This window comes from Ruegeria hyattellae, from assembly GCF_041537925.1.
Classification (GTDB): domain Bacteria; phylum Pseudomonadota; class Alphaproteobacteria; order Rhodobacterales; family Rhodobacteraceae; genus Ruegeria_C.
The window spans coordinates 325478-346081 of sequence record NZ_JBGOSH010000001.1; the positions used below are offsets into that span (position 1 = coordinate 325478).

The 20604-nt window shown below is 62.0% G+C and carries 17 protein-coding genes and 2 tRNA genes; 11 read left to right on the forward strand and 8 right to left on the reverse strand.

Translation table 11 applies throughout. The features are described from left to right. Window positions 1-40: 40 nt before the first annotated feature. From recA to guaB, 4 genes are all read right to left on the reverse strand, one after another. Window positions 41-1105, reverse strand: a complete 1065-nt coding sequence (recA, locus tag AB1E33_RS01575) for a recombinase RecA (RefSeq protein ID WP_372575501.1) — start codon at window positions 1103-1105, stop codon at window positions 41-43. A gap of 211 nt (window positions 1106-1316) precedes the next feature. Next, window positions 1317-3482, reverse strand: a complete 2166-nt coding sequence (locus tag AB1E33_RS01580) for an ATP-binding protein (RefSeq protein ID WP_372575950.1) — start codon at window positions 3480-3482, stop codon at window positions 1317-1319. 244 nt (window positions 3483-3726) lie between these two features. Further along, window positions 3727-4890 carry an RsmB/NOP family class I SAM-dependent RNA methyltransferase gene (locus tag AB1E33_RS01585; protein WP_372575502.1) on the reverse strand — a complete coding sequence of 388 codons (1164 nt, stop codon included), beginning with the start codon at window positions 4888-4890 and terminating at the stop codon, window positions 3727-3729. Window positions 4891-4914: 24 nt separating this feature from the next. Continuing rightward, window positions 4915-6363, reverse strand: coding sequence for an IMP dehydrogenase (gene guaB / locus AB1E33_RS01590; RefSeq protein ID WP_372575503.1), 1449 nt, complete (start codon window positions 6361-6363; stop codon window positions 4915-4917). A 218-nt stretch (window positions 6364-6581) separates the two neighbouring features. Here guaB and AB1E33_RS01595 point away from each other — a divergent pair, with 218 nt between their 5' ends. The 5 genes from AB1E33_RS01595 (at window position 6582) to AB1E33_RS01615 (ending at window position 10386) form a co-directional block, all read left to right on the forward strand. Next, window positions 6582-8624, forward strand: coding sequence for an ASKHA domain-containing protein (locus AB1E33_RS01595; protein WP_372575504.1), 2043 nt, complete (start codon window positions 6582-6584; stop codon window positions 8622-8624). A gap of 6 nt (window positions 8625-8630) precedes the next feature. Further along, complete coding sequence (locus AB1E33_RS01600) at window positions 8631-9482, forward strand: class I SAM-dependent methyltransferase (RefSeq protein ID WP_372575505.1); 852 nt, start codon at window positions 8631-8633, stop codon at window positions 9480-9482. A gap of 78 nt (window positions 9483-9560) precedes the next feature. Beyond that, window positions 9561-9634, forward strand: a tRNA-Gly gene (locus AB1E33_RS01605). 92 nt (window positions 9635-9726) lie between these two features. Further along, a complete protein-coding gene (locus AB1E33_RS01610) occupies window positions 9727-10188 on the forward strand; it encodes a hypothetical protein (protein ID WP_372575506.1) in 462 nt (153 codons plus the stop codon). A gap of 112 nt (window positions 10189-10300) precedes the next feature. Further along, window positions 10301-10386, forward strand: a tRNA-Leu gene (locus AB1E33_RS01615). A 72-nt stretch (window positions 10387-10458) separates the two neighbouring features. Here the strand turns inward: AB1E33_RS01615 and AB1E33_RS01620 are convergent. The 3 genes from AB1E33_RS01620 to pdxH all read right to left on the reverse strand — a co-directional run bounded on the left by AB1E33_RS01620 (window position 10459) and on the right by pdxH (window position 12208). Beyond that, window positions 10459-10896: a DUF192 domain-containing protein gene (locus AB1E33_RS01620; RefSeq protein ID WP_372575507.1), complete on the reverse strand. Its 438-nt coding sequence runs from the start codon at window positions 10894-10896 to the stop codon at window positions 10459-10461. A gap of 44 nt (window positions 10897-10940) precedes the next feature. Further along, window positions 10941-11480 (reverse strand): cold-shock protein, encoded by a 540-nt coding sequence (locus tag AB1E33_RS01625; protein WP_372575508.1) that lies wholly within the window; start codon window positions 11478-11480, stop codon window positions 10941-10943. A 122-nt stretch (window positions 11481-11602) separates the two neighbouring features. Further along, a complete protein-coding gene (gene pdxH, locus AB1E33_RS01630) occupies window positions 11603-12208 on the reverse strand; it encodes a pyridoxamine 5'-phosphate oxidase (protein WP_372575509.1) in 606 nt (201 codons plus the stop codon). Between the two features lie 132 nt (window positions 12209-12340). Between pdxH and fabI the strand changes: the two genes are divergently transcribed. From fabI to trpE, 6 genes are all read left to right on the forward strand, one after another. Beyond that, complete coding sequence (gene fabI / locus AB1E33_RS01635) at window positions 12341-13147, forward strand: enoyl-ACP reductase FabI (RefSeq protein ID WP_372575510.1); 807 nt, start codon at window positions 12341-12343, stop codon at window positions 13145-13147. A 7-nt stretch (window positions 13148-13154) separates the two neighbouring features. Further along, window positions 13155-13757: a LysE family translocator gene (locus AB1E33_RS01640; RefSeq protein WP_372575511.1), complete on the forward strand. Its 603-nt coding sequence runs from the start codon at window positions 13155-13157 to the stop codon at window positions 13755-13757. Between the two features lie 15 nt (window positions 13758-13772). Beyond that, on the forward strand, window positions 13773-14276 hold the full coding sequence (gene gpt / locus AB1E33_RS01645; RefSeq protein WP_372575512.1) for a xanthine phosphoribosyltransferase: 504 nt from the start codon (window positions 13773-13775) through the stop codon (window positions 14274-14276). Window positions 14277-14284: 8 nt separating this feature from the next. Then, complete coding sequence (locus tag AB1E33_RS01650) at window positions 14285-15460, forward strand: aminotransferase (protein WP_372575513.1); 1176 nt, start codon at window positions 14285-14287, stop codon at window positions 15458-15460. Window positions 15461-15538: 78 nt separating this feature from the next. Further along, on the forward strand, window positions 15539-17380 hold the full coding sequence (locus tag AB1E33_RS01655; protein ID WP_372575514.1) for a peptidyl-prolyl cis-trans isomerase: 1842 nt from the start codon (window positions 15539-15541) through the stop codon (window positions 17378-17380). A 10-nt stretch (window positions 17381-17390) separates the two neighbouring features. Next, on the forward strand, window positions 17391-18902 hold the full coding sequence (gene trpE, locus AB1E33_RS01660) for an anthranilate synthase component I (protein ID WP_372575515.1): 1512 nt from the start codon (window positions 17391-17393) through the stop codon (window positions 18900-18902). Between the two features lie 135 nt (window positions 18903-19037). Here the strand turns inward: trpE and AB1E33_RS01665 are convergent, their stop codons facing one another. Next, entirely contained in the window at window positions 19038-20486 is a 1449-nt protein-coding gene (locus tag AB1E33_RS01665; RefSeq protein ID WP_372575516.1) for a divergent polysaccharide deacetylase family protein, read from the reverse strand. Window positions 20487-20604: the final 118 nt, after the last annotated feature.

Below are 20604 nucleotides of genomic sequence, written 5' to 3' on the forward strand. Positions count from 1 at the left end.
TGTTTGGACCAGTACCCGGCCAAAAGCCCGGATCTGCTGCTCACGCCTCTAAGATATCCTCGTCCGCCTCCGGCGGCATGTCGAAATCAAGACCATGCGCGGCGCGGATCTTATCCTCGATCTCCAGCGCGATGCGGTCATTGCTGCGCAGGAACTGCTTGGCATTCTCGCGCCCTTGCCCGATCCGCTCATCGCCATAACTGAACCACGAGCCTGACTTGTCGACCACACCGGCCTTGACGCCCAAATCCAAGAGTTCGCCCATTTTCGAGATGCCTTCGCCATACATGATGTCGAACTCGACCTGCTTGAAGGGCGGGGCCACCTTGTTCTTGACCACTTTCACACGGGTCTGGTTGCCAACCACCTCGTCGCGGTCCTTGATCGCACCGATGCGGCGAATGTCCAGGCGGACCGAAGAATAGAATTTTAGCGCATTGCCCCCGGTGGTGGTTTCCGGGCTGCCAAACATGACGCCGATCTTCATCCGGATCTGGTTGATGAAAACAACCATGCATTTCGAACGGCTGATCGATCCGGTCAGCTTGCGCATTGCCTGGCTCATCAGCCGGGCCTGGACCCCCACGCTGCTGTCGCCCATATCGCCTTCCAGTTCCGATTTCGGCGTCAGAGCTGCAACCGAGTCGACCACGACCATGTTGACCGCACCAGACCGCACCAACGTATCGGTGATCTCAAGCGCCTGTTCGCCGGTATCGGGCTGGCTGATCAGCAACTCGTCCAGATCGACGCCCAGCTTGCGCGCATATTGCGGATCGAGCGCGTGTTCTGCATCGACAAAGGCGCAAACGCCGCCCCGTTTTTGCTGTTCCGCGATGCAGTGCAGTGTCAGCGTTGTCTTGCCCGAACTTTCCGGTCCATAAATCTCGATAATCCGACCCATCGGCAGGCCACCGATACCAAGTGCAATATCCAGCCCCAGTGACCCGGTCGAACTTGCCTCGATCTCGGCAATGACATTTTCACCGCCTAGTTTCATGATCGAGCCTTTGCCGAACTGCCGTTCGATCTGCGCCAGCGCGCTGTCCAGCGCCTTTTGTTTATCCGCGTTCTGCTTGCTGCTCATCGTCAGAAGATCCGCCATTACCCTGTTCACTTTCCTTTTGTCACACCCGCTCGCGGGCGGCAATCGCTGCTTTGTTCGCCTCTTGTTCCTTATGAGATCAAAAAGGGAACATTTCAAGAAATTTCTATACCCTTCATCAGTAATGCAAACGGGGTTAAGGATCGGTTGACGCGATCCGGGCTTTCGTTTTGGACTCAGAAAGTTGGCTTACGACCGAAACGGGACCGGCTCAGTGCAACTGCTGGAACACGGTTTCGGTCAACTGGTTTAGCGAAAACGGCTTGGGTAGAAAAACCGAGTTCGGCACCTGCGGCCCGGTCTCGCTAAAGGCACCCTGGGCGTAGCCCGACACGAAGACAACGCGCACATCCGGCCGATCCTCGAGCGCCTGCCGCACCCATGTTGGCCCGTCCAGGCCCGGCATGACCACATCTGTCACAAACACATCCACCGAAAGATCCGGGTCTTGCAGCATGTTGAGCGCATCCTCGGCCGATTCCGCCTCGAGCACGGTATAGCCCCGCAGGCGCAACGCGCGCGAAGCAAAGGCGCGAACCGGAGCCTCATCCTCGACCAGCAGCACGACCCCGTCGCCGTTTTTGGGTGTCGCTGCAGGGGCAGGTTCGCTGGTGGCAACCGACACCGGTATTTCTGGTTCACTGACCGGGAAATAGAGGATGAACTCGGTGCCCTGCCCGGGCACGCTGTCGACGAAGATATAGCCGCCGGTCTGCTTGATGATGCCGTAAGCGGTGGACAGGCCCAGCCCGGTGCCCTCGCCGGTGCGCTTGGTGGTATAGAAGGGTTCGAACACCTTCTGCAACACGCCGGGTTCAATCCCGATCCCTTCATCCGAGACCTTGACCGTAACATAATCACCCGCTGGCAGCACCGCACGGTTGCGCTCGACCGGTTTGTCCAGCGTGACCACTTCTGTTTCGACCCGGATCTCACCGCCCTCGGGCATCGCATCGCGCGCATTGACCACGAGGTTCATCAGCACCTGCTCCAGTTGCCGCTTGTCGGCGCGGATCGGTTTCAGCACCGGATCGTGGCTGAGCGTCAGCGTTACCCGCTCGCCCACCAGACGGTTCAGCAGATGGGTCAAATCCGACAACGTGTCCCGCAGGTCGAGCGTTTCGGGGCGCAGCGTCTGCTTGCGGGAAAAGGCCAGAAGCTGGCTTACAAGCGCTGCGGCGCGATTGGCGTTCTGGTGGATTTGAACTAGGTCCCCATAATCAGGGTCGCCTTGATCGTGGCGCAGCAACAGCAGATCGCAATGGCCTGAAATCGCGGTCAGAAGATTGTTGAAATCATGCGCCACGCCGCCTGCAAGTTGACCAATCGCCTGCATTTTCTGACTTTGCACGAATTTCGCTTCCAGCGTTTTCAACTCGGTGGCGTCGCTCAGCACGGCGGCAAACACGATCTGGCCGTTCTCCTGCGCGCGCGACAGGGTTGCCTGAACAAAGGTCTCGCGATCATGGCGGGACAGACGCAGAAACTCGGATTTCGGTACCGCATCTTCGCGCGCATTCTCGCGCAGCCAATCCGCTGTCTGCCGAGCCAACCCCTGCATCACCTCGGAAATCTGCGCCCCTGGATGCGCACCCGGACCCAGCAACTCTCGCGCCAGACCGTTGACATCCAGAATGCAGCCGTCGCCATCCAGTTTCAGCATCGGCACCGGCAACTTGTCGAAATCCGCGCCCGGTGCCCTGGCCTCCGGGCTCAGGGGGGTCAGGAAGATCTCGCGCCGTACGCTGGACCGGCCCGTCTCGGATACAACAACGTTGTGATTGCCGTCGGCGGTTGCGATTGACACGACGCTGCCGCTTTCCAGCGGAAGATCGGTGAACAGCCGATCCAGTGATTTGACCCTTTGGCCGACCAAGGCGCGCGCCGCTTCGTTCATAAACAACACGGCACCGCCCCGGCCAACGGTCAGCATCGGCAGCGGTATCGCCTCGGTACCCTTGCCAGCGGCCGAACGGGCGTGAACATCCTCGAACCGCCACAGGAACCGCGCATCTTCGAGTACATGTACCGCCAGCCGGACATGGCCGCGCCTTGTAACCACGTCCTCGCGCGCATTGCCTTCGAGGCGGGCACGGCATTGCAGGCGGTAGATCACCGCATCGGGATTGGCAAAAACAGACCGCAACTCCGCCGCAAGCGTCGGCGCACGGGCACCGGAGAACCGCACGGTCGCGGCCGAGTTTCGAGCCAGCACTTCGCCCTCGTCATCGGTGATAAAGCTTGGCGCGGCGTCCTTTTCGATGAAGCCAGCGAAGATTTCCATCGCTTTTTGATCGGCCCGCCCTCGCACATGCATCGCCCAGACCGAGAGTATCCCCACCAGTAGGATCGACGCGCCCGCACCCGCGAATATCATCGGGATCGGCCAGAAAAACCCACCATTGATGGCGGCCAGAACAAAGGCGGTGCCGACGGTGAACAGCAATAGGAGCCGACCATGATTCTTGCGTTCACCACTGGACATCAAGGGGGAAAGTTGGGCAGATGATGGCACAGAGGGCTCCGGCAGCACGAATTCACTCAGTCCCTTCTCACGCCAATCCAGTTAAATCCGGATTAACATGCCAAAAAACTACCTTTAATTGAAACTACGGATACAACTACCGCGTCAAGTGTGCAGTGAAAAACCCGTCGCCCAAGTCGCTGACGGGCCACAACTGTTCGAACACGCAGCGCCACGCGTTGTGGCTGGCGGTAAATTTCTGCGCTTGCCGGGTATTCTCGGCGCGCAGGACAGAGCATGTGGCATAGGCCAGTAACCCGCCCGACGAGGTCAATTCTGCCGCGCGGTCTAGAATATCTGCCTGAATTCCGGTCAGGGTGTCGAGCCGCTCCTGTGTAAGAGCCCATTTTGCGGCTGGTGAACGCCGCCACGCACCACTGCCGGTACAAGGCGCATCGACCAGAACCAGATCGAACGGCCCCGCCTGCGCCACCGCGTCGGGATCAAGCAACTCGATATTTACACCCGCCCGTGCCGCGCGGTCTGGCAGATCGCGCATCCGGCGCGGGTCGATATCGCTGGCACAGACCTGCACCCCACGCGTCGCGGCCATGGCAAGGGCTTTGCCGCCCCCACCTGCGCAAAGGTCCAGAACCCTCATCCCAGGCTGCAACGGCAGCGCCGCGATCACCGCCTGGCTGGAGGCGTCCTGCAGCTCGACAAGTCCGTCGCGATAGGCAGAGCTGGTGGCAACCCTGCGTTCCCCTTCGGTGACAAGAAGTGCGGTTTCTACAGAGGGATGCGGATCGGTATTGATGTTGTTATCCAGCAGCGCCCGTGCAGCCACGTCCCGAGATGTCAGGGCCAGATTGACCCGCAGCCAGACCGGAGCGCGGCGCTGTAGCGCGGTGGCACTCACACCTGCTTCGTCACCCAGACTGGCGCTGAATTCGGGCCAGATCCAGTCCGGCATGTCGTATCTTTCCGCATCGCTCGCGGGATCGCGCCCGCCGCCGCGTTCCGCGTCACTCAGCGGTGCGGGACAATGGCGCGCGCCGGTAAAGACCGACCCGGGATCATTCCCGGACTGGCGCAGCGCGCCGAGCATCAGCCCCCGCCCAGTGCCCGCCCCGCCGATAGAGGAAAAGGACCGTTTCCGACGCAGCGCCTCGAACACGTGATCGCGCACTGCAGCGCGGTCGCCTGAGCCTGCAAATCGGCTGCGCCGAGCCCATCCGGTCAGCGCCTGCTCGACCGGTTTGCCCGCCTCGATCTCGTCAAGCAACTCGATCGCCGCCTGGATGCGAGCGGCGGGGATCATGAGGGCGTACTGTGCATAGCCCGCTCACATGACCCGATAATTCGGGCTTTCGCGGGTGATCTGCACGTCATGCACATGGCTTTCCTTGAGCCCCGCCCCGGTGATTTTTACGAAGCGGCAATTGCGCCGCATTTCGTCGACGGTGGCACAGCCGGTATAGCCCATCGCCGCGCGCAACCCGCCCACCAGCTGGTGGATAACCGCGCCAGCAGAGCCCTTGTAGGGCACCTGTCCCTCGATCCCTTCGGGCACCAACTTGTCGCTGGCTGCATCTTTCTGGAAATAGCGATCTGCCGAGCCGCGCGCCATCGCGCCCAGTGACCCCATGCCACGGTAACTTTTGAAGCTACGGCCTTGATACAGAATGACTTCTCCAGGGCTTTCATCGGTTCCCGCGATCATCGAGCCGACCATGGCGCAGGACGCGCCAGCAGCGATGGCCTTGGCGAAATCGCCCGAGAACTTGATCCCGCCATCAGCGATCACCGGCGTATCGCCTGCCGCCGACGCGCAATCCATGATCGCGGTCAGCTGCGGTACACCTACGCCTGCCACCATCCGCGTAGTGCAGATCGAGCCTGGTCCGATGCCCACCTTGACCGCATCCGCGCCCGCATCGATCAGCGCACGAGTGGCTTCTGCCGTAGCCACGTTGCCTGCCACGATCTGCACATCGTTGGACAGACGCTTGGCGCGTTTCACTGCCTCGATCACGCCATCAGAATGACCATGGGCGGTGTCGATCACCACGATATCCACCCCGGCATCGATCAGCATCTCGGTCCGGTCGAAGCCGGTGGCGCCCACCGACGAAGCCGCCGCCACCCGCAGGCGACCAAGCTGGTCTTTGCAGGCGGTCGGGTTCAGCACCGCCTGTTCGGTATCCTTGAGCGTCAGCAGACCGGTCAGCTTGCCGCTGCCATCGACCACCAGCAGCTTTTCGATCCGGCGCACCTTCATCAGCGATTTGGCTTCTTCCAGCTCAGCCGGTTCCTGCAGCATCGCCAGATTGTCCGAAGTCATCATGACACTTACCGGCGTGCTGTCATCGCTGGCAAAACGCATGTCGCGGTTGGTCACGATGCCCACCACGCGGCCCGCCTCGTCCACCACCGGAAATCCGGTGACGCGATAACGTTCCTGCAGCTCCTTGGCGTCGGCCAGGGTCTGATCGGCGGTCAGCGTGATCGGGTTGTAGACGATGCCCGATTCAAAGCGTTTCACCCGGCGCACCTGGCGGGACTGCTCGTCGGGGTCGAGGTTCTTGTGAATCACCCCGATGCCGCCCGCCTGTGCCATGGCGATGGCCATGCGCGCCTCGGTCACCGTGTCCATCGCCGAGGACAGCAGCGGGATGTTCATGGAAATGCGGCTGGTCACCCGTGTCGCCGTATCCGCCGTCGATGGCAGCACCGACGAGGCCGCAGGTTCCAGAAGTACATCGTCAAAGGTGAGCGCCTCACGAATCTGCATCGTCAATCCCCGTGCAATATCCCGTTTGGCGGTCACCCTATGACATGGATCGAAACCGGGGGAAACCCCTGTTGAATCGTGTACCATCGAGGAGATGGCGCAGACGTATGGCAGAAAACGACGCCGCAGGGACGCAACCTGCCGCTCCCCACCCTTTCCCTTTGCCACAGAACCCATATGGTGCTGCGCAAATACACGATATTCAAGGCAGATCGCAGATGAGCACCGACCCCCTCGTTGTCTTCACCCCGTCCGGAAAACGCGGCAATTTCCCAGTCGGAACGCCGATTCTGACGGCGGCGCGGCAGTTGGGCGTGGACCTCGATTCGGTCTGCGGCGGGCGCGGCATCTGTTCGAAATGCCAGATCACACCGTCTTATGGCGAGTTTCCCAAACATGGCGTCACCGTGAGTGAGGACGCGCTTAGCGAATGGAACAAGGTCGAACAGCGCTACAAGGACAAGCGCGGGTTGATCGATGGGCGCAGGCTGGGCTGCCAGGCCGCCGTTCAGGGCGATGTGGTGATCGATGTGCCGCCCGAAAGCCAGGTCCACCGGCAGGTGGTCCGCAAGGCCGCCGCTGCGCGCAACATCACCATGGACCCCGCCACACATCTTTACTTCGTCGAGGTGCAGGAACCCGACATGCACGAACCCACCGGCGATCTGGAGCGGTTGGAGCGCGCCCTGCACGAACAATGGGGCATCGACCGCATCACCGCCGACCTCACAATCCTGTCTCGTCTGCAGCCTGTCCTGCGCAAGGGCAAATGGCAGGTCACCGTCGCGCTGCACAAGTCCCACAAGGACAGCACCCACAAGGTGCTGGAAATCTGGCCCGGCCTGACCGAAGAGCGCATCTATGGGCTGGCCATCGACCTCGGCTCGACCACTATCGCGGCGCATCTGTGCGATCTTCGCAATGGTGAGGTCAAGGCATCCTCGGGCGTGATGAACCCGCAGATTCGCTTTGGCGAGGACCTTATGAGCCGGGTCTCTTACGCGATGATGAATCCCGGCGGCGACAAGGAAATGACCAATGCAGTCCGCGTCGCGATCAACGGGCTGACCGAATCCATCGCAACCGAGGCGGGCATCCGCCCCTTCCAGATCGTTGAGGCGGTCTTTGTCTGCAACCCGGTCATGCATCACCTGCTGCTAGGCATCGACCCGGTCGAGCTGGGGCAGGCCCCGTTTGCGCTGACTACCTCCGAGTCGCTGGAACTGAACGCCCGCGATCTGGACCTGTCCGTGATGAACGAAAACGCGCAGGTCTATATCCTGCCCTGTATCGCCGGCCATGTCGGTGCCGATTGCGCCGCGGTGGCGCTTAGCGAAGAGCCGGGCAAATCCGAAGACCTGGTGCTGGTTGTCGATGTGGGCACCAATGCCGAGATCCTTCTGGGCAATACCACTCGCGTACTGGCCTGTTCGTCCCCCACCGGCCCGGCCTTTGAAGGCGCGCAGATCAGCTCCGGGCAACGCGCGGCACCCGGCGCCATCGAGCGGATCGAGATCAACCCCGAGACCAAAGAGCCACGCTTTCAGGTCATCGGCTCCAACCTTTGGTCGGACGAGGACGGGTTCGGCGCCGCCATCGCCACGACAGGCATCACCGGAATCTGTGGCTCGGGCATCATCGAGGCGGTGGCCGAAATGCGCATGGCGGGACTGCTGGATGAAAGCGGTCTGGTCGGTTCGGCCCAGCAGACCGGCACCGAGCGCAGCGTGCCCGAGGGGCGCACCCATTCTTATCTGATCCATGATGCCAGCGCCGAGGGCGGCCCGCGCATCACAGTCACCCAAGGCGACATTCGCGCCATCCAACTGGCCAAATCCGCGCTTTATGCGGGGGCGCGCCTGCTGATGGACGAGATGGGTGTCGACCGGGTCGATCGGGTGGTGTTGGCCGGGGCGTTTGGTGCGCATATCTCGACCAAACACGCGATGGTTCTGGGCATGATACCCGACGCGCCGCTCAACAAGGTGACCAGCGCGGGTAATGCCGCCGGGACCGGCGCGCGCATCGCGCTTTGCAACATCGCCGCGCGGAGTGAGATCGAACAGGTCGTGCGCCAGATCACCAAGGTCGAAACCGCGATCGAGCCCAAATTCCAGGAACATTTCGTTGCCGCCAACGCGATCCCGCACAAGACCGACCCCTTCCCCGATCTGGCCAGCATCGTCACCCTGCCCGCAGTCTCGTTCAATACCGGCGGCGACGGTGACCGGCCAGGCCGCAAGCGCAGACGGCGGGCCTGACACCTCATGGACATGCCAAACACCGATCAGCACGAGTACTGGAGCAGCTCGCCCAGCGGGATCAAATGGCTGACCTATGAGGATCGGCTTGACGCGGCGATGGCCACGGTCCTCGATCTGGTCATCGACCGCGCAGCGCTGCAGCCCGGTGAGCGGGTTTTGGATATCGGCTGTGGCACCGGCGCAAGCCTGCTGGCCGCAGCCGAAAAGGTTGGCTCGGCGGGCGCGGTACTGGGCCTCGATATCTCACCCCCGTTTGTGGACCGGGCGCAATCGCGTGCTCGTGACGCCGGGGTGAACAATATCTTGGTCCGGCATGCCGACGCGCAGGTTGCACTATTCGACGGCCCGCCACGAGATGTTCTGATTTCCCGCTTCGGGATGATGTTCTTTGCTGACCCCCAGGCTGCCTTCGCCAATCTGGCTCGCGCCCTGCGCCCCGGTGGCCGCATGTGTCTCGCGGCCTGGGGCGGGGTTTCAGACAACCTATGGTTCCGATTGCCGTTCGAGGCCGCCACGCGCCGGCTCGGAACACCGCCGGCCTCCGACCCTGATGCACCGGGTCCGATGGGGTTTCAGAACGCAGCCCGCGTCACCGGTCTGATGCAGGCGGCAGGTCTGAGAGAGGTGACCTGCGACGAAATCGATATCCTGATGACACCGTTGGGCACGGCTGAGGAGGTTGCCGATCTCTGCCTGCGGGTTGGCCCGGCCTCGCGCGTAGTGACACATTTCGAGGGGTCGCATGCCGATGCCCAAGCGATCCGCGAGGACCTGATGGCCCGGCTGCAGCCGTTTGGCACCCCAGCGGGGCTGCGGATACCAGCACCGATCAACCTGTTCGAAGCCCGCGTCTGACCCTGGCGCGGGGGGCAGATTTTACAACAGCAATCCGCTTGACGCCATGGCGGTGACTGGCTATCCCAAGGCTCCGGCGCGGGTATGGTGAAAAGGTATCACGGCAGCTTCCCAAGCTTTAGTTACGGGTTCGATTCCCGTTACCCGCTCCAGAAATCCCCCGAACGTCTTCCTAACCGCAAACGTTGCCAACTGCGCGCTACATCCCTAACGTTTCAACCATAGGTATGATGGACCGGGTGTAATGAAGAAACTATGGGTTTTGGCTTTTTCGGTTCTGGCGGCGTGCCAGGTCGCGACCGGCGCGCAGTATTCCGGCAGTTCGGGCGCAGGGATTGCCGCGACCGCCCGCACTGGAGCGACATATACCACGCCCTACGGAACGCGCGTCTATCAGGTCGATCCCAATATATTCGAGGTCGTGCCCTATGCTCTGGCCCAAACCGACGAATACTGGTGCGGTGCCGCAAAATACGCACGCCGCAGGCTTGGCGCCGGTTGGCAGGATCAGATCTACATGGCCAGCCAAAGGGTGCGCAGCGCTGCTGCCGGCGGTCGCACCGCAGTGCAGTTCACGCTGAACCCCGAGGCGGTCGGCATAACGCCGGTGGACCTAGAGATCCGCATCGGACAGACGGTCGGCGATCACATGTCGGTCAACCTTGCCGACACCAAGTGCCAGCCCTACCCGCCCATATTCTTCTGACATTCAAAGGGAGACTGCCTGACGGTATCGCGTAGTTCGGCGAGGAAACTGGCCACCACCGGTGAATTGCCGCTGGACCTTCTCGAAAAGCGACGCTAATTCATCTCTGGTGGCCCAAGTGGCGGAATGGTAGACGCAGGGGATTCAAAATCCCCCGCCTTCACGGGCGTGAGAGTTCGAGTCTCTCCTTGGGCACCAAAATATCATATAAATACCTATGAAACTCTCGAGAAATGCACTCTCGAGAAGCATTGCATCACCTGATGCGCTTCAACAGGGCCAGGCGGCGGGTCCGTCGGAAAAAACCTCGTGCCGCAACACGCTGCCCGGCGCGATTCCATATTTCTTTGCCAGCCCGCCATTGATCTCCAGCACCGAGAACACGCCGGTGCCGCCATCGATTGCGGTCAGGTCGCCGGGAATCGCCTGATGATGCACATGGGTCACTGTCCCGGTGGCATCAACAAAGATCATGTCGAGCGGGATCAACGTGTTCTTCATCCAGAACGACGCCCGCTGCGGTTGCTCATAGACGAACAGCATGCCCGCACGAGGCGCCATGCTTTCCCGGAACATCAGCCCGCGGGATCGTTCCTGCGGGGTATCGGCAAGCTCGACCCGAAAGCGCAATTCGGACCCGGAACTGCGCAGTTGCACCACATCAACGCGGCAGGACTCTGCTAATGCCGGGACACCCGAGATCATCATCGTAGAGATCATTATGATAGAAAATAGAAGCGCCTTGACCGGAGTCACTGATCGCCCTTGGTGGCAATCGCGGTTTCCCAGGCCAGAACCTCGGCGGCCATGCGGCCCCGTTTTCCATCGATCACCCGCATGGCGATCGCCTCTCCCGGTTGCAGGTCGGCAAGACCGGACTGGCGCAGCACTTCGATATGCAGGAACACATCCTCGCCCCGGCCAAAGATGTTGGCAAAGCCAAACCCCTTGCCCTTGTCGAACCATTTCACCCGCGCGGGTTCCATGGGCGTTTCCTGAATGATATCGGTATCCAGATCCTCGAAATCCGACAACACCAGTGTGTCGTCTCTTTCGGGTGGCGCGATGGACAGCACTTCGACTGCCTGAACGCCACGGTCAGTACGATGAGTCATGATCTCGACCGCGGCGCCATCGGCAACCGAGCTTTGACCGAAATTCCGCAGCACATTCACATGCAACAGGATATCCGGCCCGCCGGTCTCAGAGACCACGAACCCATATCCTTTGGCCGGGTCAAACCATTTCACCCGTCCACGTATGTGGGACATTCCGCCAAGATCTTCGGCCACAGAGCGTTCCATCGTTAAGAAAGCGTTAACGTTCGTGTTAAGATTTGCAGGATTCTTCCCCCCACTTTCAAGTTAAAAAAGAATATATCGTACATATTTATACAATCCCCGTCATATTCGCGTCATGGATTGAGCCGTTCAATCCGCCAATGCTGGTCCGCGCCCTCGCGCCGCCAAACGAAGCGGTCATGCAGGCGAAAGGCACCATCGGCCCAGAATTCTATCTCGCTGGGAACGATCCTGTAGCCGCCCCAAAAAGTCGGCCGGGGCGGGTTTGGACCAAGCCGGGCGGTCACTTTTGCCACTTCAGCCATCAGTGCCGTTCGGCTGTCCAACGGTTGCGATTGTCGCGACGCCCAGGCACCCAGCCGGCTCTTGAGCGACCGCGACGCATAATACTCATCCGCCAGCGGGCCATCCTCGCGGCTAATCGTGCCACGCACCCGGATCTGCCGCCGCAGTGATTTCCAGTGTAGCACAAAGGCGGCCTTGCCTGCACCGTCAAGTTCACCCGCCTTGGCGCTTTCATAATTGGTGTAGAACACAAAGGCTGCGGGCTCGATCTCTTTCAGCAGGACCATACGCACATTGGGTAACCCCTGGGAATCAACCGTAGCGAGCGCAATGGCATTGGCGTCATTGGGTTCAGACTTTTCTGCTTCGGCCAGCCATTGACGCGCAAGCACAAACGGGTCATTGCCCGCAAAAATGCCGCCCCGTTCGCTCATCTCTCACTCCGATACCATCCCCGTTTTGAACCCTAAGCGCAGATGTGCGCTTGGGCAAGCACGCGTCGCACTTGATGCCCATTGACCAATGGCCTAAACCACGAGGTCATAACGACAGGCGGAGAACCGAACATGTCAAATCAGTTGATGGCTGGCAAACGCGGCCTCATCATGGGACTGGCGAATGACAAATCCATCGCATGGGGCATCGCCCGCGCGCTATCCGAGGCAGGTGCGGATCTGGCGTTTTCCTATCAGGGCGATGCGCTGAAAAAGCGGGTGGACCCGCTGGCTGCGCAATTGGGCAGCGATATCGTGCTGCCCTGCGATGTGGGTGACGAAAGCTCGATCGACACGCTTTTCGAGGCGCTTCAAAGCCGCTGGGGCAAGTTGGACTTTGTGGTTCATGCCATTGGGTTTTCCGACAAAAACGAGCTGCGCGGCCGTTATGTCGATACCAGCCGGTCGAATTTCAAACTGACCATGGATATCTCGGTCTATTCTTTCACCGCGGTGATGCAGCGGGCCGAAAAGCTGATGACCGATGGTGGAAGCGCCGTCACGCTCACCTATTACGGTGCTGAACAGGTGATGCCACATTACAACGTCATGGGCGTGGCCAAGGCCGCGCTTGAGGCTTCGGTCAAATACCTGGCTGAGGATCTGGGCAAGGACAATATCCGCGTCAACGCGATCTCGGCGGGGCCGATCAAGACCCTAGCGGCCAGCGGTATCGGCGATTTCCGCTACATCATGAAGTGGAATGAACACAACTCGCCGCTGCGCCGAAATGTCAGCATCGACGATGTCGGCAATTCCGCGCTCTACCTGCTCAGCGATCTGAGTTCGGGGGTGACAGGCGAAAATCTGCATGTGGACGCAGGCTATCACGTGGTCGGCATGAAGGCGGTCGACGCGCCGGACATCGAAAAGAGTTGACCGGGTCATGGGCTGGGAACATCTGGCGGCTTTCAACCTGGCGCTGCTTGTGGCGATCCTCAGCCCCGGCCCGGCCATGCTGTATTTCGTGCGCCAGACCCTCAGCCAGGGACGGCGCACGGGAGTCTACTCGGTCCTGGGGCTGGGTCTTATGGCGTCTTGCTGGACCGTCACGGCGCTGCTTGGTCTGGATGCCGTGTTCCGGCTGTTCCCCTGGGGCTATGTCTTGTTCAAGACCGCGGGTGCCCTTTATCTGATCCATCTGGCCTGGAAGACATGGCGCACCGCCCGCGTTCCGCTGGGCGAGGCGCCGGTTGCGCCCGGACGTGCCTTTGTTGGTGGTGTGCTGGTCAATCTGGCCAATCCCAAATCCGCGCTTTTTGCCGCCGCCCTGCTGGTGGTGATCTTTCCGCAAGGATTGAACCTGCTCGACAAGGCAGTGATTGTTGGCAATCAGCTGCTGGTCGAATGGCTGGTAGGTGGCGTTCTTGTGCTGATGCTCTCGACAGGACGGGCTCGTCAGGGCTATCTGCGGGCCAAACCACTGCTGGACCGGATTGCGGCGGGCGTCATGGGCTGTCTTGGCCTGCGCCTGCTTCTCAGCCGATAACGTAAGGAACATTCGATGACCGACCGCCTGCCCCACGAAAAAGGCTTTCATATCAGCTGGGACCAGATTCACCGCGATGCGCGGGCGCTGGCCTGGCGGCTGGACGGGCAAGGCCCTGACGATGGCGGCTGGCGTGCCGTGGTGGCGATCACCCGCGGCGGCATGGCCCCAGCGATGATCGTCAGCCGCGAGCTGGACATCCGCACGGTCGACACTGTCAGCGTGCGCTCCTACCACCATCAGGATCAGGGCGAGGCCGAGATACTGAAATCTCCCGATGCCGAGTTGATGGGCGATGGTGAAGGCATCCTGATCGTCGACGATCTGGTCGATAGCGGCAAGACGCTGGAACTGGTGCGTAAGCTCTACCCCAAAGCGCATTTCGCCACCGTCTATGCCAAACCCCAGGGCCGCCCGACCGTGGACACGTTCATCACCGAGGTCAGCCAGGACACCTGGATCTTCTTCCCTTGGGATATGGCATTGCAATATGTCGAGCCTTATCGCGGCACCGATTGAGCACTCACATGACACCGACCCGCACCGCCACCACCTTTGCGCCCCCGGTCATGGAGGCGCGGCGCTGGCTTGAGGGTATTGAATTTCCACCCGAGCGCCCGCTGATCAACGTGAGCCAGGCCGCTCCAGTCGACCCGCCGCCCGAAGCGTTGCGCAAGGCGATGGCGGAGTTTGCCCTCGAACGAGATGAGGCGCATCTTTATGGGCCGGTGCTGGGCAATCCTGCATTGAGGGCTGCACTGGCGCGCGAAATCTCCGAGCACTATGACGGGCGGGTCAGCGCCGATCAGGTGGCCATCACTTCGGGTTGTAATCAGGCCTTTGCCGCCGCCATCGCGGCGATCACCGGCGAAGGAGATGAGGTGATCCTGCCGACGCCATGGTATTTCAATCACAAAATGTGGCTGGACATGTCTGGCGTCACCGCCGTGCCGCTGGTAACCGGCGATGACCTGCTGCCCGACGTGGACGCGGCGCGTGCCCTGATCACCGAGCGGACCCGCGCCATCGCACTTGTCACGCCGAACAATCCCGGCGGTGTGGAATATCCCGCCGAGCTGGTCCGCGCCTTCTACGATCTGGCCGCCGAGACCGGGCTGCGCCTGCTGGTCGACGAGACCTATCGCGATTTTGACAGCCGCGACGGTGCGCCGCACGGTTTGATGCAGCAGCCCGACTGGGACCGGACGCTGGTGCATCTCTATTCCTTCTCGAAATCCTACCGCCTGACCGGTCACCGGGTCGGGGCGCTGGCAACCAGCCCGCAACTGTTGGCCGGGATCGAGAAGTTTCTCGACACCGTCACCATCTGCCCCGGCCAGATCGGCCAGTTTGCGGCGCTCTGGGGGATGCAGAACCTGCGACAATGGCTGGCCGGTGAGCGGGGCGAAATCCTCGACCGCCGCGCTGCGATCTCGGAAAACATGCCCAGCCTTGAGGCACGCGGTTGGCGGCTGCTGGGGCTTGGCGCCTATTTCGCCTATCTCGAACACCCGTTCGACATAGCATCGGACGAGTTGGCCCGGCGGCTGGTGGCCGAGGCGGGCATCCTGCTGCTGCCCGGCACCATGTTCATGCCCGAGGGCGATCCGACAGGCCGCAGGCAGGTCCGCATCGCATTTGCCAATCTCGACCGCGCGGGGATCGCGAAACTCTTCGCCCGGCTGGCGAATCTCCCCTTCTGAACTTGCCCCCCGCCAGCGCCCGTCGTAGACAGTGCGGCAAGTTAAAAATCCCGGTTTGAGCCGGAGCAAAGGGGCGATATGGCCGCAGCCACCAAGAGCATGTCGAAAACGTTTGTCTGGATCCTGATGGGTCTGTTGGTGGTGGGTCTTGCCGGGTTCGGCGCGGTCGACATGATGGGCACTGCCCGGACCGTTGCCACGGTGGGCGACGAAACCATCAGCATCGACGAATATTACCGGGAACTTCAACGCGAAATCAGCGCGTTGCAGCAACAGACCGGGCAAGGACTGACGATGGCGCAAGCGCGCGAGTTGGGGCTGGATCGGCTGGCCCTGTCGCGGCTGGTCGCGCTGGCCGCGCTGGATCACGAGGTTGCGCAGATGGGCGTCTCGATCGGGGATGAGAACCTGCAGCAGGAGATCATGGACATCCCCGCCTTTCAGGGTGTGAATGGCGGCTTCGACCGCGATGCCTATAGCTTTGCCGTCGAACGTGCGGGGCTGAGCGAATCCGAGTTCGAGGACAATTTGCGCAAGGAATCGGCGCGTTCGCTGGTGCAGGGCGCGTTGATCTCGGGCGTGACCATGCCCGACACCTTCGCCGAAACAATGGCTGAATTCGTGGGCGCGCGCCGCAGCTTTACCGTCGCCACCCTTGGCGCCGACGCGCTGGAGACCGAGATCGCCACCCCGACCGAGGCGCAGATATCGGACTATTACGACGCCAATATCGAAGAATTCACCCTGCCCCGCACCAAACGCCTGACCTATGGGCTGCTCTCGCCCGATGCCATGCTGGACGAGGTCGAAGTCGAAGAGGTCTCGATCCGGCGTCTCTATGAGACGCGCGAAGCCGAGTTCAACCAGCCCGAGCGCCGTCTGGTGGAGCGTCTGGTCTTCTCGGACGACGAAGAAGCGCAATCGGCGCTGGCACAGATCGAGGTGGGCGGCGCGACATTTGAGAAACTGGTCGAGGATCGCGGCCTGAACATGGTCGATATCGACCTCGGTGATCTGTCTGCTGCAGAACTGGGCGATGCCGCCGATGGCATCTTTGCCGCCGAGATTGGCGCGGTTGTCGGCCCCCTGCCCTCGGATCTTGGACCAGCGCTCTACCGTATCAATGGCACGCTCGAAGCGCGCGAAACCCCGTTCGAAGAGGTCGAAGGCGAGTTGCGCGACGAGTTGGCCGCCGCACGCGCGCGGCGTCTGCTGGATGCCGAGGCCGAAGACCTCAACGACCTGCTGGCCGGTGGTGCGACGCTGGAGAAACTGCGCGACGAGGCCGGGATGGAGGTTGGTCAGATCGACTGGACCGAGGACAGCTCGGACGGTGTGGCCGCCTATGACGACTTCCGCGCCGCCGCTTATGAGGTGCAGGAGGGTGACTTCCCCGAGATTGGCTTCCTCGAGGACGGCTCGCTTTTTGCGCTGCGTCTGGACGAGGTGCTGGAACCGCGCCCCGAACCGCTGGAACAGGCGCGCGAGCGCGTGATCGCCGCATGGCAACAGGCCGAAACCGAGGCCGCGCTTGCAAAAAAGGCCCAAGAGACTTCGGACGAGCTTGAAGGGACTGGCGATTTCAACGCCATCGGCCTGCCCGTCCGCGTCGAAAACGGCCTGACCCGCACTGCTTTTCTGGACGGCACGCCCGCCGATTTCATGATTCAGGTCTTCGAGATGGCGCCGGGTGAGCTGCGCGTGATTTCCGGCCCCGATCAGGCGCTGATCGTCCGTCTGGACGAGGTGCTGCCGCCCGAAGAAACTGATGAGCTGAACCAGATGCGCCAGGCGCTGAGCGCGCAGATGAACCAAACACTGGCCCAGAACATCTTTGACGCCTATGTGCGCGACGCCCAGACCCGCAGCCGCCCGACGGTGGACGAGCAGGCGCTGACGGCTGTGCATTCGAATTTCTAGGGCAACACAGATGGCCGTCATCCCCGAATACGATGCCTTCGCCCGCGCCTATGGGGCGGGTGAAAACCAGGTGGTCTATGCAAGGCTTGCCGCCGATCTGGACACACCCGTCTCACTGATGCTGAAGCTGACCGGCGCGCAGAAAGACGCGTTCATGCTAGAATCGGTGACCGGTGGCGAGGTGCGCGGGCGCTATTCGATCATCGGCATGAAGCCGGACCTGATCTGGCGCTGTCATGGCGAGACCTCGTCGATCAACCGCTCGGCCCGGTTCGACCCTGATGCTTTCGTGGCGCAGGATGGCAACCCGATGGACACGCTGCGTGATTTGCTGTCCGAAAGCCGCATCGACCTGCCCGATGACATGCCACAGGCGGCTGCTGGCCTCTTCGGCTATCTGGGCTATGACATGATCCGGCTGGTCGAACATCTGCCGGATGTGAACCCCGACCCGCTGGGCCTGCCCGATGCGGTGATGATGCGACCCTCGGTCGTCGCGGTGCTGGACGGCGTCAAGGGCGAGGTCACCGTGGTCTCTCCGGCCTGGGTCAGTGACGGGCAATCAGCGCGCGCGGCTTATGCGCAGGCGGCCGAACGGGTGATGGATGCGGTGCGCGATCTGGAACGCGCCATGCCTGCCGAAAGCCGCGATCTGGGACAGGCCCATGAGGTCGCGCCGCCGGTGTCGAATTTCACCAAACAAGGCTATCTGGAGGCGGTTGAGAAGGCCAAGGAATACATCCGCGCCGGTGATATCTTTCAGGTCGTCCCGGCGCAGCGCTGGACACAGGAGTTTCCGCAGCCGCCCTTCGCGCTCTATCGCTCACTGCGGCGCACCAACCCCTCGCCCTTCATGTTCTATTTCAATTTTGGCGGGTTTCAGGTGGTGGGTGCCAGTCCCGAGATCCTGGTGCGGGTCTTTGGCGATGAGGTCACCATTCGCCCCATCGCGGGCACCCGTCCGCGCGGCGCCACCCCGGAAGAGGATCGCGCGCATGAGGTCGATCTGCTGGCCGATCAAAAAGAGCTGGCCGAACACCTGATGCTGCTCGATCTGGGTCGCAACGATTGCGGGCGCGTGGCCAAGATCGGCACCGTGCGCCCGACCGAGCAGTTCATCATCGAACGCTACAGCCACGTGATGCATATCGTGTCGAATGTGGTCGGCGAGTTGGACGACAGCAAGGACGCGCTGGATGCGTTCTTTGCCGGGATGCCCGCGGGCACCGTATCGGGCGCGCCCAAGGTCCGCGCGATGGAGATCATCGACGAGCTGGAGCCGGAGAAACGCGGCATTTATGGCGGTGGTGTGGGCTATTTCTCGTCCGGTGGCGACATGGATATCTGCATCGCCCTGCGCACCGCGATCGTGAAGGATTGCAAGCTCTATATCCAGGCCGGTGGCGGCGTGGTTTATGACAGCGACCCCGAGGCCGAGTTCATGGAAACAGTGCACAAGTCCAACGCGATCCGCCGTGCCGCCGAAGACGCTGCGCGCTTTACGGGCGGCGGCAACAGCTAAAGCGATTCGACTTTCCGTCGAGATACGGAGCATCGCTTTTTGCGTTCGACCGAAGGGAGAGGCCGCGAACAGGCGATTCCAAGTATCGTCGAAATGCAATGGGTAAGCAGGCGGGACTGACAGCCTGCACCCGGATCACTCAGTACCCTGTGTAAGGACAGCGGAGATCGGGGCCAGCGCGACCCGGCTGGCGCGATCCTGCAACCCCCAGAGCAGCAGCGCCGACACCGTGTCAGGGCGCACGCGGCCCAGCATCACGACAGCACCTTCCTGCCCGGCGCGGAACGCCGCCTGATCAAGGAACCGCCGCATCACTGTCGGGGTCTGACCGGCCCCGTCGAAATCGCGGAACACGACGGCCGAGGGCACGCCATCGCGCGCCGCAAGCTTGTGAACGGTGTTCAGCCCTTTTCCTTGTGTGATCAGGCCCCGACCAGTGCCAGCCGCAATCGCAGCCACCTGATCGGAAAGCGGACGGTTGCCCTGAATGCCGGTGCGCGTGCCTTCGAGGATCGCGACCGTTTCGGGCACGGCCTCCATCCAGACCGAGAGCGACACTTCGGCATCCTGCGCGGTGGCGGCCGTCGGCATATCGGTCAGCATCACCACTTCAAACCCGGCGGCGCGGTGGCCGGCCATCTTCTCGGCGGCATCCGGTTTGGACGGATCGACCGCAAAGGTCAGCGGATAGGGAAAATCGCGCAGCGCCTCGACGCCCAAGGCGGCTTCATCATCGATCAGCACGATCGACAAAAGCGGCTTTTCCTCGGGGTTTTCGAATTCCATTGCATAGGCCGAGATTGGAGGCTCTCCGCCCATTTCCGCCAGATCCGGCGCGGACTCTGTCTTGTGGCGGTCGGTCAGCGGCACGACCGGTGTGCCGATTCGCGTGGTCGCGGGCGTGCCGGTGCCCTGGCGGACCGGTGGCAGGGCAGCAACCTGGGGCGATTCGGTTTCACTCTCGACTTCGGGGGCCTGCGGCGCGTCGGGCACGGTAGTGGGATCACCGGGCGTGGCCGGAACCTGTTCCACTTCCGGGGCCTGCGGCGTAACAAGCGCGGGTGGCGGAGATTCCACCCGTAGGGAAGGCTCGCCGTTGCGGGTCACCGAGGGCAACTCGGCGGGTGGCGGCGCGGGTGGTTCCGGGGCCTTGGTGGACACGCTTGGCGTTTCGTCCTGCTCCGGCGCAGTGGGGGCTTCGAGCGCCGCGGACTGCGTCACCGGCTTTTCGGCTTCGACCTCCAGAGTGGGCGCTTCGCCCGCTTCGGGGCCTGTCAGACCTGCGGTTGTTTCAGTAATATCGGGCTTGCTTCCCGGCTGTGTGTCCGCCCCGGTGTTGGCCGCGATGGTCTCACTCTCGCTTTCGGGACCGTCGGGGGCGCGAGGCGCAAGATCGACCAGATCGGCATCCGGCCCGGGCTGGGCCACCTCAACTTCTGCCGCCTCCGGTTGCGTGGGCGCCACGGCGGGCGCGTCGCTCGCAACCTCGGGTTGGGGCGAGAGCGGCATCACCAGCGATACCCCTACGCCCACAAATAACACAACCGCCGCACCGGCCAGCAGTCCTCCGAATAATCCGCCCATATCCTCGTCGCCTCTTTCGTGCTCTTCTTATGCCACTGCCCGGCTTGCGCTCTTGACGCTGCGCGGCAAGCCTGAACAAGTATGGCAACACTATAATGCGGTGGGGGCCGTCCTCGCC